The sequence below is a fragment of the Cyanobium sp. ATX-6F1 genome (genome assembly GCF_047395825.1).
Classification (GTDB): Bacteria; Cyanobacteriota; Cyanobacteriia; order PCC-6307; family Cyanobiaceae; genus ATX-6F1.
Window position 1 is genome coordinate 469,935 of record NZ_JBCEBF010000001.1, and the last position, 13,370, is coordinate 483,304.

Annotated in this window: 10 protein-coding genes, 2 tRNA genes and 5 pseudogenes; 7 read left to right on the forward strand and 10 right to left on the reverse strand. The window is 70.1% G+C overall.

Translation table 11 applies throughout. The features are described from left to right. Positions 1-14: 14 nt before the first annotated feature. The 3 genes and pseudogenes from AAF143_RS02960 to AAF143_RS02970 all read right to left on the reverse strand — a co-directional run bounded on the left by AAF143_RS02960 (position 15) and on the right by AAF143_RS02970 (position 2,811). Positions 15-947, reverse strand: coding sequence for a CbiQ family ECF transporter T component (locus AAF143_RS02960; protein ID WP_255005723.1), 933 nt, complete (start codon positions 945-947; stop codon positions 15-17). Beyond that, positions 947-2,317, reverse strand: coding sequence for a ribosome biogenesis GTPase Der (gene der / locus AAF143_RS02965; RefSeq protein ID WP_255005726.1), 1,371 nt, complete (start codon positions 2,315-2,317; stop codon positions 947-949). Before der ends, AAF143_RS02960 begins: the two co-directional genes overlap by 1 nt. Positions 2,318-2,353: 36 nt before the next feature. Beyond that, a pseudogene (locus AAF143_RS02970) lies at positions 2,354-2,811 on the reverse strand (DUF1823 family protein). Positions 2,812-2,837: 26 nt separating this feature from the next. Here AAF143_RS02970 and dusB point away from each other — a divergent pair. Further along, positions 2,838-3,907, forward strand: a pseudogene (gene dusB, locus AAF143_RS02975) (tRNA dihydrouridine synthase DusB). On the opposite strand, the gene AAF143_RS02980 reads toward dusB, so the two are convergent. From AAF143_RS02980 to cobI, 3 genes are read right to left on the reverse strand one after another with little or no spacing between them, the layout of a single operon-like run. Then, positions 3,904-4,407: a DUF4079 domain-containing protein gene (locus AAF143_RS02980; RefSeq protein ID WP_414026500.1), complete on the reverse strand. Its 504-nt coding sequence runs from the start codon at positions 4,405-4,407 to the stop codon at positions 3,904-3,906. The pseudogene dusB and the gene AAF143_RS02980 overlap by 4 nt on opposite strands. After that, a complete protein-coding gene (locus AAF143_RS02985) occupies positions 4,404-4,628 on the reverse strand; it encodes a DUF4079 family protein (protein ID WP_414026501.1) in 225 nt (74 codons plus the stop codon). The genes AAF143_RS02980 and AAF143_RS02985 overlap by 4 nt, the downstream gene beginning before the upstream one ends. Positions 4,629-4,648: 20 nt before the next feature. Beyond that, entirely contained in the window at positions 4,649-5,359 is a 711-nt protein-coding gene (gene cobI / locus AAF143_RS02990) for a precorrin-2 C(20)-methyltransferase (RefSeq protein WP_255005899.1), read from the reverse strand. Between the two features lie 113 nt (positions 5,360-5,472). Between cobI and AAF143_RS02995 the strand changes: the two are divergent. Then, positions 5,473-6,026 (forward strand): annotated as a pseudogene (locus tag AAF143_RS02995) (1,2-dihydroxy-3-keto-5-methylthiopentene dioxygenase). Between the two features lie 11 nt (positions 6,027-6,037). Here AAF143_RS02995 and AAF143_RS03000 read toward each other — a convergent pair. Together AAF143_RS03000 and aroQ are read right to left on the reverse strand one after the other, a co-directional pair. Next, entirely contained in the window at positions 6,038-6,649 is a 612-nt protein-coding gene (locus AAF143_RS03000) for a tRNA-(ms[2]io[6]A)-hydroxylase (protein ID WP_255005741.1), read from the reverse strand. Then, entirely contained in the window at positions 6,646-7,086 is a 441-nt protein-coding gene (aroQ, locus tag AAF143_RS03005; protein ID WP_255005743.1) for a type II 3-dehydroquinate dehydratase, read from the reverse strand. The genes AAF143_RS03000 and aroQ overlap by 4 nt, the downstream gene beginning before the upstream one ends. A 37-nt stretch (positions 7,087-7,123) precedes the next feature. Between aroQ and AAF143_RS03010 the strand changes: the two genes are divergently transcribed. The 4 genes and pseudogenes from AAF143_RS03010 (at position 7,124) to AAF143_RS03025 (ending at position 10,179) form a co-directional block, all read left to right on the forward strand. Continuing rightward, positions 7,124-7,205: transfer RNA gene (locus AAF143_RS03010), tRNA-Tyr, on the forward strand. Positions 7,206-7,216: 11 nt separating this feature from the next. Further along, a tRNA-Thr gene (locus tag AAF143_RS03015) sits at positions 7,217-7,288 on the forward strand. Positions 7,289-7,410: 122 nt separating this feature from the next. After that, positions 7,411-8,798: pseudogene (locus AAF143_RS03020) on the forward strand (aldehyde dehydrogenase family protein). Positions 8,799-8,889: 91 nt separating this feature from the next. Then, positions 8,890-10,179, forward strand: coding sequence for a LysM peptidoglycan-binding domain-containing protein (locus tag AAF143_RS03025; RefSeq protein ID WP_414026502.1), 1,290 nt, complete (start codon positions 8,890-8,892; stop codon positions 10,177-10,179). A 106-nt stretch (positions 10,180-10,285) separates the two neighbouring features. On the opposite strand, the pseudogene AAF143_RS03030 reads toward AAF143_RS03025, so the two are convergent. Further along, positions 10,286-11,814, reverse strand: a pseudogene (locus AAF143_RS03030) (RecQ family ATP-dependent DNA helicase). A 76-nt stretch (positions 11,815-11,890) separates the two neighbouring features. Next, positions 11,891-12,916, reverse strand: a complete 1,026-nt coding sequence (locus AAF143_RS03035) for a hypothetical protein (protein WP_255005749.1) — start codon at positions 12,914-12,916, stop codon at positions 11,891-11,893. Between the two features lie 158 nt (positions 12,917-13,074). On the opposite strand from AAF143_RS03035, the gene AAF143_RS03040 reads away from it, so the two are divergent. Further along, positions 13,075-13,284 carry a photosystem I reaction center subunit IV gene (locus tag AAF143_RS03040; protein WP_255005751.1) on the forward strand — a complete coding sequence of 70 codons (210 nt, stop codon included), beginning with the start codon at positions 13,075-13,077 and terminating at the stop codon, positions 13,282-13,284. Positions 13,285-13,370: the final 86 nt, after the last annotated feature.

The window sequence follows — 13,370 nt, forward strand, 5'->3', positions numbered from 1 at the left end:
GGGAATGGCACCGATCAGAGCGCACCGTACTTCCACCGCAAACCGAACAGCAGGATCAGGGCCAGGCCACCGCCAAGATCAAGCAAGGCCGAGCCCCTGGGCGCCTGACGCAAGTCCCGGGGTGCCATCCACAGGCCGCCCCGGGCCAACAGGGCTTCGGCCCCCTGCTCCGCCCGCAGCAGCACGTTGGCCAACAGCCGCTCCCCCAGGGCCAGCACCAGCCCCAGGGAGGCCTTCCAGCCCAGGCGCCGCAGGTTCACGGCCCGGGTGGAGACCGAGCGCAGCAGGTTCTGGAACTCCTCCTGCACCAGGGGCAGGAAGCGCAGCGCCAGCAGCAGGGTGAAGCCCAGGCGCTCCACAGGCAGCCCCAGGCGCCCCAGGGGACCGATCGACCAACTCAGGGCCCAGACCAGCTCCTCCGGCGGGGTGCTGAGCAGCAACAGGTTGGCGCTGTGAATCACGGTGAACAGGAGCGTCGCCCCGTTCAGCCCCAGCTCCGCCGAGCGGCGACTGACCACCAGGGGGCCCAGGGGCAGGGGTCCGAGCCGCAGGGGGCCCCAACGCAGCAACTCCCAGGCCTCACCGCTGCGCTGCGCTGGCGGGCCGCCCGCCGGCACGGGCTCCAGCAGCAGCTCCGTCGGGGGACGGTTGAGCTGGCGGGTCACGGTTTCGCCGACGGGGATCAGGGCGGAGAGCAGGCCCACCAGCAGGGCCAGGGCCAGCAGCACGGGCAGGCTGCGCCGCCAAAGGCGCCAGGGCAAGCCACTGACGGCGGTGACCAGCAGCAGCAGCCCCACCAGGGCCAGGCGCCACCAGGGGCCGGCCAGGATCGGGGTGACCAGGAAGGCCAGGGTCCAGGCCAGCTTCAGACGGGGATCAAGGCGGCGCAGCCAGCTGCTGGTGCCATCGACGTACTGGCCGATGGGGAGCTGCCGGAGCCAGTCCATCAACGACCGCCCGGTTTCCCCTGGGACTTGGCCAGATCCCGTTCGGCGTCGCGTTGCTGCTTGCCGCGCCAGAACAGCTTCAGGGGAGAGCCCTCGAAGCCCAGACCCTCGCGGATCTGGCGCTCCACGTAGCGGCGGTAGGTCTCACCGAAGAGTTTTGGATCGTTCACGAACAGCGTGAAACTCGGGGGGCGGATCGCCACCTGGGTGCCGTAATAGATGCGCCCCTGGCGTCCGCCACGGCTGGTGGGAGGTGAGCGCCAGCTCACCGCCTCCTGCAACACCTCGTTCACCACCGAGGTGGTGACCCGGCGGCGGTGCTGCTCCACCGCCAGAAACGCCAGGGCAAAGATGCTCTCCACCCGCTGGCCGGTGAGGGCGGAGGTGAACAGCATCGGCGCCCAGTCGAGGAAGTAGAGCTTGGCGCGCAGCTCTTTCTCCATCGCCGACATGGTGTGGCTGTCCTTCTCGATCGCATCCCACTTGTTGACCACCAGCACGCAGGCGCGGCCGTCCTCCTCGATGCGACCGGCCAGGCGCTGATCCTGCTCGGTGACGCCATCGAGGGCGTCGATCACCAGCACGCAGACATCGGAGCGCTCGATCGCCTTGAAGCTTCGGTTGATGCCGAAGTATTCCGGCCCGTAACTGACGCTGCGGCGGCGGCGAATGCCCGCCGTATCCAGGAGCTTCCAGGTCTTGCCCTCGCGCTCGAGGGTGGTGTCGATCGTGTCGCGGGTGGTGCCGCGGATCGGGCTCACGATCGCCCGCTGCTCGCCACAGATGGCATTGAGGAGGCTGGATTTGCCCACGTTCGGGCGACCGATGATCGCCAGCTGCACGGGTTCTTCGGTTTCCACCTCCTCGGTGGCCGGCAGGAAGGCGATCACCTGATCGAGCAGATCACCGGTTCCTGCGCCGTGGATGGCGGAGATCGGATGGGGTTCGCCGAGGCCAAGGGCCCAGAAGTCGGCGGCCATCGCCAGGCCCGCGTCCGGTGACTCGCACTTGTTCACCGCCAGCAGCACAGGGCACGGACGGCCCCGCAGCCATTCAGCGATGGTCTGATCGGCGGCGGTCAGGCCCTGCTGGCCATCGACGATCACCACCGCCACCGTGGCCTCCGCCAGGGCGAGGTTGGCCTGCTGGCGGATCTCCGGCAGGAATTCACTGTCGTCATCGAACACCAGGCCGCCGGTGTCCACCACCCGAAAGGTGCGATCCCCCCAGAAGCCTTGCTGGTAGGTGCGGTCCCGCGTCACCCCCGGCTGATCGTGCACGATCGCCTCACGGCTGCGGCAGAGCCGGTTCACCAGCGTGGATTTGCCTACGTTTGGGCGCCCGATAATGGCGACGACAGGGAGCGCCAAGAGGCCTGATCCAATCAACAGTTGCGTCTCTTGACCCTACAGAGGGGCGATGCCATCCTCCGCCGCTGGATCGGCGGGCGGCTCCCGCAGGGTCGGCAGGGGGCCGGTCTCAGGCAGTGGCTCCCCACGCACAGCCAGGTGGGCCAGCAACCAGTTCACCGCCGTGGCCCGGCGGGTGCGGCGGGGGTAGAGCTCGCCGATGCGGTAACCGCTAAAGCCGAGTTGCTCCTTGAGCAGTTGCTTGTGGGGCGCCTGAATCGAACGGGTCAGGCGCACGCTCGGGGGACGCTCGGCGATCAGCTCGGGGGCCAGGGGGTAGGCCTCGGCCCAGTCGGGCGGCGTCGCCGCTCCGGAGCGCCACGCGCCCCCTCAGCTCCCGCCGGCTCGTAGCCCAACCGGCTCCAGACCAGCTCACAGACGAAGCGGTCCGTGAGCCGGTCAGCGAGCGCCGCCTCCAGCAGGGCTCGGCTCAGGGGGTAGGAGCTGGGGGCCATGGGCGGCGGCAGGGGGCAGCGGGAGAATGGCCTTCCATTGTTTCGCCCCGCGTCCCTTGAGCCCCCTGGCGCTCCACGACCTCGAGCCGACCGATCGGGCCCTGGCGCGCGGCGGCCTGCTGCTGCCGGGCCGGGGCACGCCGCGCAGCCTGGCCTGCCGGGTGCTGCAATCGCCCCTGGCCGGGGTGAGCGACCGCATCTTCCGCGCCCTGGTGCGCCGCTGGGCCCCGGACGCCCTGCTGTTCACCGAGATGGTGAACGCCACCAGCCTGGAGCTGGGCTTCGGCTCCCAAAAGGTCGAGGAGATCAGCGAAGAGGAGGGGCCGATCGGCGTGCAGCTGTTCGATCACCGCCCCGGCGCCATGGCCGAGGCGGCCCGCCGAGCCGAGGCCGCCGGTGCCTTTCTGATCGACATCAACATGGGCTGCCCGGTGCGCAAGATCGCCCGCAAGGGGGCGGCAGCGGCCTGATCCGTGATCCGGAGCTGGCCTGCCGCATCGTTGAGCAAGTCAGCGCCGCGGTGAGTGTTCCGGTGACGGTGAAAACCCGCCTGGGCTGGTGCGGCGATTCGGCCGATCCGGTGGGCTTCGCCCGCGCCCTGGAGAACGCCGGAGCCCAGGCGCTCACACTCCACGGCCGCACCCGCGAGCAGGGGTTTGCGGGTGCCGCCGACTGGGGGGCGATCGCCCGGGTGAAGGCCGCCCTGGCCATCCCGGTGATCGCCAACGGCGACATCAAAGGCCCCGAGGACGCCCTGCGCTGCCTGCTGGAAACCGGCGCCGATGGGGTGATGGTGGGCCGAGGCACCATGGGCGCCCCCTGGCTGGTGGGCCAGATCGATGCCGCCCTGGGCGGGCGCCCCGTGCCCCACACACCGGGGGCCACCGAACGCATCCGCCTGGCCCAGGAGCAGCTGCGGGCCCTGGTGGCGGCCAAGGGCGACCACGGTCTGCTGATCGCCCGCAAGCACATGGGCTGGACCTGCCAGGGCTTCGCCGGCGCGGCCCAGCTGCGCCACGCCCTGATGCGAGCCGCCGATCCAGCCCAGGCCGACGCGCTGCTGGAGCGGGCCGCCGGCGATCTGGCGGGCGTCTAGGCGGGCGGCTTTGCGGAGGCCGGGGGCGGGGCTGGGCAGGTGCGGGCTTCGAAGTTGCAGCCGTAGATCACCGGCTTCTGCCAGCTCAGCGGGATCTCCAGCAGATCGCGGGTGCCGGTGATCCCCAGCACCGCCAGCAGCACGGCCGAAAGCACCCCGGCCGTCACATGCAGGCGCCGCATTCGCAGCGAGCGCAGGATGTCCTGCTCTGCCGCCGTGGCGAACAGAAGCAAACCCACCAGCGAGACCCCGGCCCAGTAGTGGGAACTCCAGAAGGCACCGCTGAGGGGGTTGTCGGACAGGCGCCAGATCTCGCCCTGGCTTCCCAGCCCCAGGATGCCTGCCCAGGTGAGCAGGGCGAAACTGGCCCGCAGCCATGGCTTCTTCACCCGCCAGAGGGCGAGCAGGCTCCCCAGGGTGCCGGCGCTCACCAGCAGCAACAGGGCCAGGCGCGGAGCGCCGCCGTCAAAGGGTGTGGAGGGGTTGAGGAATTTGCTCAAAAGGAGTACAGCAGCGCCACCAGAACCGCCACCACCACCCCGGTGGCGACCCAGCGGCCGTGCTCAGCGTGCTCCACCCCTACCGAGGGCGGCAGGGGGTTGATCTTCAACCGCCGCTCCCTCGCCAGGATCCCCAGCCGGATCGTCGCCCCCACCACGGGGTAGACGAACAGGATGATCAGCACCGGGTGCAGAAGGCTGAACCAATCGATCGCCGTCATCGTTCGCCCGTTTGCAGGATCTAGGGAAGCACCGTCGGCCAGCCCTGGCGCACCAGCACCAGCGAAAAGTAGGGCTGCGCCTCCGCCGGCCACTGATTGCCCGGACACACCTGTTGATCGGGCCAGCCCAGCCGGCAGGCGAACAGGCTGGCCGCCAGCAGCCCCCGCTCCTCCAGCAGGGACCGCACCCAGGGCCAGCGCTGGCCCAGCTTGAGCAGCGCCAGCACCGCCCCCGCGCTCGCCGCCTCATCCAGCAACCGAGCCAGCTCAGCTGGCGTTTCCGGGGTCGGCCGGATCAGCAGCGGCTCCTGCTGCAGCGCCAGGGGCCAGGTCCCCGCCGCCCCGGCCGCCGCCACGGCCGTGATCCCGGGAATCAGCTTCAGCGGCAGCCCCGGATGGCTCTGGCGCAGGGCCAGCAGCACATAGGAGGCACTGGCATAGAGCGACACATCCCCCTCACAGAGCAGCACCACGGCATGGCCCGCCGCCACCTCCGAGGCCAGGGCATGGGCGGCGGCGCGCCAGGCGACCCGGCGGGGTTCGGCCTCCTCCACCATCGGGAACACCAGGGGCAGACGCCGCTGGCCAGGGGCGATCCAGGGGGCGGCGATGCGGGCCGCCATGCCCTCGGCCGCCGGGCGGGCCACCGGATAGGCCACCACAGCGGCCCCGCGGATCGCCCGCACCGCCGCCACCGTGAGCAGCTCCGGATCGCCGGGCCCCACCCCCACCAGGGTCAGCCCCGGCTGCGGCGGGGTCTCTGCCCCCCACTCCTCCAACACACGCGGCCCCCAGGGGCTCTCTTTCTAGGCTCGGGCCCACCGCACCCCTGCCTTCTCTGCCCATGGGCCGCCTCACCCTCTACGCCGAAACCAGCAGCGCCGAAAGGCCAGGCGCTCCCCTGCTGGAGAGCAGCGATCCCCAGCAGATCGCCGAGCTGCTGGCGGCACGGGGCATCGGCTACGATCGCTGGCCCGTTCAAGCGGAGCTGCCAGAGGCGGCCGATGCCGCTGCCGTGCTGAGCGCCTACGCCGAGGAGATCGCCCGGGTGCAGGCCAGTGGCACCTACCCCACCGTGGATGCGATCCGCCTGAGCCCGGATCACCCCGACCGGGTGGCCCTGCGCCAGAAGTTCCTCTCCGAGCACACCCACGCCGAAGACGAGGTCCGCTTCTTCGTTGAGGGCCGCGGCCTGTTCTGCCTGCACCTCGGCGCCGAGGTGGCCCAGGTGCTCTGCGAGCAGGGGGATTTCCTGCGGGTGCCCGCCGGCACCCGCCACTGGTTCGACATGGGCAGCGCCCCCGCTTCAGCGCCATCCGCTTGTTCGACAACCCCGAGGGCTGGGTGGCTGTCTTCACCGGCGATCCAATCGCCGAGAGCTATCCGCTTCTGGACTGAGGGCTGCGGGATCAGCTGTGCATGCGGGGCTCAAGGTGCAGGCTCGCCAGCAGCCCCGCTTCGAACGCCGCCAGTTCCTCCAGCCGCTTGATCAACTCGGGCCGCGGCCAGCGCCGCTCACAGAGCACCCAATACAGACCGAAGTGACGCGCCTCGCTGGCCAGCAACTCGCCATAGAGCGCCGCCAGCTCAGGTTCGGGGCTGTGGGCCGCCAGCAGGGCCATGCGCTCGTGGCTGCGGGCCTCGATCAGACCGGCCACCAGCAAACTGTCGAGCATCCGCTCCGGCTCCTGGCGCCGCACCTGGGCCGAAAGGGAGGCGCCATAGGGAGGGGCGGCCAGGGGACGCATGGCCACGCCGCGGCGCTGCAGCAGGGCCAGCACCCGTTCGAAGTGCTCCAGCTCCTCCCGCGCCAGCGGGCTCAGGGCCTCCGCCAGCTCCGTGTCGGAGGGGTAGCGGAACATCAGCTGCAGGGCCACACCGGCGGCCTTGCGCTCGCAATGGGCATGATCGATCAGTACCAGGTCGGGATGGGCCAGGGCCTGCTCCAGCCAGGCGGCTGAACTGGCCTGGGTCAGCCAGCGGATGCGAACCGTTTCCAGCGGGGCGGTGCTGGGGCTCACGGCTGGGCGCGCAGGTGGGCCACCAACCCCTCAAGCCCCAGCCGGTAGCTGAGGGGTCCAAAACCCGCGATCACACCGATGGCCCGATCCGCCAGGGTGGAATGGTGGCGAAAGGGCTCCCGGGCGTGGGTGTTGCTCAGGTGCACCTCCACGAAGGGAATCGCCACCCCCAACAGGGCATCCCGCAGGGCGATCGAGGTGTGGGTGTAGGCGCCGGCGTTGATCACGATGCCGTCACTCGCCCCCCGGGCCCGGTGGATCCGATCCACCAGCTCACCCTCGTGGTTGCTCTGGAAGCTCTCCAATTCCGCGCCCAGGTCCCGGGCCCGCTGACGCAGGTCGTCGTCGAGCTGGGAAAGGCTCTGGTGGCCGTACAGATGGGGCTCCCGCGTACCGAGGAGATTGAGGTTGGGGCCGTGCAGCAGCAGCAGTTGCATCAGGAAGGTCGGCTGGTAAGTTCTTGCGGTGTGGTTCGGGTCGGTGCCCGAGTGGTTAATGGGGGCGGACTGTAAATCCGCTGGCTCTGCCTACGTTGGTTCAAATCCAACCCGGCCCACCTTTCCACATGCCCTTGTAGCTCAGTGGTAGAGCACTCCCTTGGTAAGGGAGAGGTCACGAGTTCAAATCTCGTCAAGGGCTTTTGATCGGATCCCCGCTTCCCGAGGACAACGGCAGCCCACCTGATCTAGCTGGCAGGGGTGATGTCTTGCCCCGGCGGGGCGGCAGCCTTGTCAGGCTGGGGCGATCCAGTGCCCGCGACCATGACCATCTCTCTGCCCCAGCGCCTGCCCCTGGCCAACCTGCGGGGCCTCGTGCAGGGCGGCCACACCCGCCCCCGGGCCTGGCGCCTGAGCCAGCTGGAGCGGTTGGAGCAGCTGATCGATCAGCACGAGGGCGCGATCCTTGCGGCCCTGGCGGCCGATCTGGGCAAGCCGCCGCTGGAGGCCTACTTCGAAGTGGTCGCGGTACGCAGCGAACTCAAGCTCGCCCAGCGCCAGCTAGGTCGCTGGATGGCCCCCGCAGGGCGCCGTTGCCCCTGTCGCAGCGGCCGGGGCGGGCCGAGGTGGTCCTGGAGCCGTTGGGCTGCGTGCTGATCATCGGCCCCTGGAACTACCCCTTCTCACTCACGCTGCAGCCGCTGGTGAGCGCCCTGGCGGCCGGCAACACCGCGGTGCTCAAACCCTCGGAGCAGGCAGCTCACACCTCCGCCCTGATCGCCGAGCTGGTGGGGCTCCATTTCGATCCATCCGTGGTGCGGGTGGTGGAGGGGGACGGCAGCGTGGCCGCCGCCCTGCTGCAGGAGCCCTTCGATCACATTTTCTTCACCGGGGGCGAACGGGTGGGCCGGCTTGTGATGGCCGCAGCCGCGGAGCACCTTGTGCCGGTCACGCTCGAATTGGGGGGAAGGAGCCCGGCGATCGTGCTGGCCGATGCCGATCTGCCCACCACGGCGCGGCGGTTGGTGTGGGGCAAGGGGCTGAATGCGGGGCAAACCTGCATCGCGCCCAACCACCTGCTCGTGGAGGAGAGCGTGAGGTCCGCCCTGGTGGAGAAGCTGAAGGAAGAAATCCAGCGCAGCTATGGCGACGACCCGCTCGCTTCCCCCGACCTGGCCCGGATCGTGAACCGGGCCCAGTATTCGCGCCTCTCAGGCCTGCTGGAAGCGGCCAGAGGCCGTGGCCAGGTGCTGGCGGGGGGCCAGTGTGATCCCTCCGGTCTGCGGATCGCCCCCACCGTGCTGGCGGTGGATGACCCGGCCGATCCACTGCTGCAGGACGAACTGTTTGGTCCACTGCTGCCGGTGCTGAGCGTGGGCGGTCTGCAGGAGGCGATCGAGCACATCCGGCGTCAGCCCAAGCCCCTGGCGCTCTACCTGTTCAGCCAGAGCGCGGCAGCCCAGCAGGCGGTGCTGCAGGGCACCAGCTCCGGTGGGGTCTGTTTCAACGATGTGGTGATGCAGGTGGGCGTGCCCGATCTGCCCTTCGGCGGGGTGGGGAACAGCGGCATGGGCAGTTACCACGGCCTGGCCGGCTTCGAGACCTTCTCCCACCGGCGCAGCGTGCTGCGGCGGCCCTTCTGGCTGGATCTGCGCTTTCGTTATGCCCCCTACGGCGAGCGCCTGGGCCTGGTGAAGCGGCTGCTGGGCTGAGCGCGGCCCATCGCTGGCCTGGGCCCCGTGCCCACGGCCCCCTGGCGCCACGGGCGGAGGTCCTTATGGTTCCTCCAGCTGATCGATCTCCATGCGCCGAGCGCTTGCTGCCCTGGCCCTTGCCCTGTTCCTGCCCTGGCCTGCCCTGGCTGGGAGCTACACGGTCAAGCCCGGTGAGACCCTCTCCGAGCTCGCCGAGCGCTACGGCGTCACGGTGGAGCGCCTGCTCAAGCTCAACGGCCTCAAGGACGCCAACAGCCTGCAGGCGGGCAGCAAGCTGGTGGTCCCCGGCGGTGGCGGAACCAGCCTGGCCCGGCCGGGCCGTGGCGGGGGCGGTGGTTACACCGTCAAGCCGGGGGACACCCTCTCGGAGCTCGCTGAGCGCTTCGGCATTTCGGTGGAACGGCTGAAGCAGCTCAATGGCCTCCAATCAGCCAACGACCTCCAGGCCGGCAGCCAACTGGTGGTGCCAGGAGCGGCCGGCGCTGGCCGATCCAACCGAGCCAAGGCCGCCCCTGGCGGGAGCGGCACCTACACCGTTCAACCCGGTGACACCCTTTCGGCCTTGGCCGATCGTTACGGCGTCTCCGTGGACCGTCTGATCCAGCTCAACAACCTCAAATCAGCCAACGACCTCCAGGCCGGCAGCCAACTGGTGGTGCCTGGGGCGGCCAAAACGGCCGCGGCCAAGGCCAGAAGCAAGCCCGTGGCGGTGGCCAAGGGGGCGAAGGAGCACGAAGTGCAGCCCGGTGAAACCCTGTCTCACATCGCAGAGGCCTATGGCGTGTCGATCGATCGCCTGATTGCCTTGAACAACATCAAGGAGCCGAACTCCATCCCCGCCGGCAGCCGCTTGAAGCTGCCCGGCGGCAGTGCCGCAGCCAGCAAGGCGGCCACCAGGCCGGCCCCTGTGGCGGCGAAGCCCAGCCCGGCGGAGAAGCAACCCACCCCCAAGCCGACTCCAGCGGTGGCCACGACCAAGCCCGCCACCACCGTTAAACCAGCACCGGCCCCAGCCCCCGGCCCAGGCCCACCCCCGAGGCGGCGGTCGAGACAGCCAGTGCGGAAGCTCCCAAGCCGTCGCCCACGGCCCGGCCCAAGCCCAGCGTCGAACCGGCGACCGCCGCCCCAGTGGCCGCCTCCAGCCGACCCACCGCCAGCCGACCGGTCGTCGCCAGCCGGCCCAATCCCACGGCGGCCAGCGCAGCCGCCAAACCCGGCGCCGTGGCCAAGGCCAGCACTCCCGACTGGCGCACCTACGGCCCCCTGCAGGTGGACTGGGCCAACTGGCAGCCCATGGGCGGCAGCTACGTGGCCCCCAGCCTCAACAGCAACGGGCAACCTCTCTACCTGGCGATCAACTGCACCGCCCGCAAGCTGAACGCCACCGGACAGTCCGGCGCCTGGAAAACCTGGGATGCCCCCCAGACCGAATTCGAGTCGCAGCTGGTGAAGGACCTCTGCAGGGCCAAGGGGCTCTGACCCCCTCAGGCCGCCCAGCGAAGGGGCCAGGGCTGGAGCAGATAGCGCCGGCCAGCCGGCCGCAGCCAGAGGCGCTGGGCACCGTCGTCACTCTCGCTGATCAGGTCCTCCTGGATCAGGCGCCGGGCCAGCCAGCGCCAACGCTCCTCAGGGAGTCCCCCTCACCGGCCAGGGTCTCCCCCAGGCCCCGTTGGCCCACGCCGTCCCGCTGCTCCAGCTGCCCCAGCAACCGGCCCACCTGCTCGCTCCAGTCCTGGCGTTGGCGTTGGGGCCGGGCGCTGCAGGCATCGCAGCGGCCGCAGGGGGCACCAACTCCCCCACCGCCAGCAACAGGGCCTGCTCACGGCACTCCTCCCCCTCAGCCACCGCCTCCATGCGCCGCAGCTGCCGTTGGGCCAGCTCGAGCCGCACCTGCTCCTGCTGGCGGGCCTCGGGGCTGAGCTGGTGGCCCGCCGCCCGCATGGCCCAGCCCAGGCTGGCGCGATCCTCCGGATCGAACAGCACCAGGCAGCGGGCCGGGAGCCCATCACGCCCGGCCCGGCCCGATTCCTGCAGATACCCCTCCGGACTCGCCGGGAGGTCCAGGTGCAGCACCAGCCCCACATCGGAGCGGTCCACCCCCATGCCGAAGGCCACCGTGGCCACCAGCACGGGCGCCGGGTGCTCCTGGAAGTGGGTCAGGGCCAGGCGCCGGCTTTCCGGATCCATGCCCGCGTGGTATGGGCTCGCCTCGATGCCGGCGGCGGTGAGCAGGGAGGCCCAGCGCCCCACCGAGCGGCGCGTGCGCGCATAGATCAACACCGCCCCCGGGCGGCGATCACCGCCTCGATCACCAGCTCAAGGGGATCGGTGGGGCGCCGCGCCATGCCATAGGCCAGGTTGGGGCGGCGGGCGGAGCGCACCTGGATCAGGGGGCGTCGCAGCTCGAGCAAGCGGATGATGTCGGCGCGCACGCGCGGGGCCGCCGTGGCGCTGAGGGCCACCAGAGGCACCCCCGGGCAGAGGCGGCGCAGCTGCCCCAGCCGGCGGTAATCGGGCCGAAAATCATGGCCCCAGGCGCTGATGCAGTGGGCTTCATCCACCGCCAGGGCCACCAGCTGCCCCTGCTCCAGCACCTCCTCCAGCAGCTGACGGGTGGCCTCCCCCTGGAGCCGCTCCGGGGCCAGATACAGCAAGCGCAGCCTGCGCTCCCGCAGGCGTGTGATCAGCTGACGACGGGCCGGCAGATCGAGGCCGCCATGCAGACAGGCCGCCGCGATGCCCATCCGCTGCAGGTGGCGCACCTGGTCGTCCATCAGGGCCACCAGGGGGAGATCACCAGCACCAACCCTTCCCGCACCAGGGCCGGGAGCTGATAACAGAGCGACTTGCCGGCTCCTGTGGGCAGCACCGCCAGGCAGTCGCGCCCCTGCAGGAGGGCCTCCACCACCGGCCGCTGGCCAGGCCGGAAGTCCTCCCAGCCGAAATGGGCCTGGAGCGCCGTCAGCAGGGGATCGCTCGAGGGAGGATCGGTCAAAGACGGATCCGCACGCATTGCGCCCGATGGCACCTCCACCCCACCCCTGGCGATGCCCGAACCTAACCGGCACCAGATCTGGGGGAGAGGGGGTTCAGGTGAGGGGCGGCGCCTCCAGCTGGTCGGGCGACTCCTCCACCAGCTGCAGCCGCACCCGCTTGCCGCCGGCCAGCTCCCCGAGGGACACCCGCAGGGTGGCGCCGCTGAGACTCCCCAAGGCCTGGAGCAGCTCCCGCAGGTGGGGCGTGCTGCTGCCACTCTCCAACCACAGACGCTCCTGCAGGCCGCCCAGCCGCCGCCAGCTGGTGTGGAGCTTGAGCACGGCGCTCTCCAACTGCTGGGCCTGGCCCACCGCATCCGCCAGCAACCCCAAGGCATCGAGGCGCTGGGCCTCCTGCATCGCCTTCTCCAGGTCCAGTTCCCCCTGCTGGAAGGCCCGCACCGCCAGCCCCGCCTCGGCCGCCTTGCTCAGCCAGCGGGCGGTGTTGGTCACATCCTTGACCCGCGACAACTCCGGCTCATCCCGCAGCACCCGCCTCAGGTCGTCCTGTTGGGCCTCCGGCAATTTGGACAGTTCCCGCACCAGGGGCGCGACGACCCGCGGGGGCAGCAGGTTCTCCTGGGTGCGCTGGCGGATCTCCTCCGGCAGCAGCGGACTGGTGGCCGCGGTGAACTCATCGGTGAGCCGGCGCACCTGCTTGCGGGTGATCTGCTGCCCTTCATTGGCTGCCTCGCTGATCATCAGCTGCACCTCGGGGTCCGCCTGGGCCGTCTCCACGAAGGCTCGCTTGGAAAAATTGTTGACGCAGGCCTCCTCCAGGGGGCCATCCCCCACCAGGCTGTCGGCGGAATCGGCCAGCTGGATGAGCCCATAGGCACGGGTCTTGCTGATCTCCTGCTCCCTGAGCCACTGCAGAAAGCCTGTGCCCCGGCCCTCACCGCCCCGCTTCTCCCGGTCACGCACGGCCCGCAGGATCCGGCCGCGCCAGATCTCGGTCTGCAGGTCGAAGCGATCGCACACGGCCCAGGCCTCCTCCAGCCGGGCCAGGAACTCCATGGTGCTGATGTCGTCCCGCTCCGGATCAGGCAGATCCAGGGTCAGGGAGGGGGCTTCCAGCACAGACGAAGTTCAGCGGAGGCGATCGTGCCACGGGGGCCCGGGCCGATGGCACACAAACGGGCGATCCATGGGCAGCGACATTTCGTGACGGCCCCGCAACCTTGACCAAAAAGGAGGGGTATGGTCCCTTCGACAGCAACATCCTCCTCAACGCAGCGATGGCGATCTCCCGCGGCGACAAGGTGCGCATCCAGCGTCCTGAGTCCTACTGGTTCAACGAAGTCGGCACCGTCGCTTCGATCGACACCTCCGGCATCCGCTACCCCGTGGTGGTGCGCTTTGAGAAGGTGAACTACAGCGGCTACAGCGGCTCAGAGGGCGGCATCAACACCAACAACTTCGCCGAAAGCGAGCTGGTGAAGGCCTGAGCCCAAAGGCTCGAACGGCCCGCCTGCAACGCTCCATTCGATGTCTTGATCCCTGATCCGCCCACCGGATCAGGGATTTCTTCATG

What these genes read in the sequence shown, in the direction of transcription:
- AAF143_RS03040 (WP_255005751.1), top strand. Translation starts at nt 13,075, where the DNA reads ATGGCGATCTCCCGCGGCGACAAGGTGCGCATCCAGCGTCCTGAGTCC.
- AAF143_RS02985 (WP_414026501.1), bottom strand. Translation starts at nt 4,628, where the DNA reads ATGACGGCGATCGATTGGTTCAGCCTTCTGCACCCGGTGCTGATCATC.
- AAF143_RS03025 (WP_414026502.1), top strand. Translation starts at nt 8,890, where the DNA reads ATGCGCCGAGCGCTTGCTGCCCTGGCCCTTGCCCTGTTCCTGCCCTGG.
- aroQ (WP_255005743.1), bottom strand. Translation starts at nt 7,086, where the DNA reads ATGCAACTGCTGCTGCTGCACGGCCCCAACCTCAATCTCCTCGGTACG.
- AAF143_RS02960 (WP_255005723.1), bottom strand. Translation starts at nt 947, where the DNA reads ATGGACTGGCTCCGGCAGCTCCCCATCGGCCAGTACGTCGATGGCACC.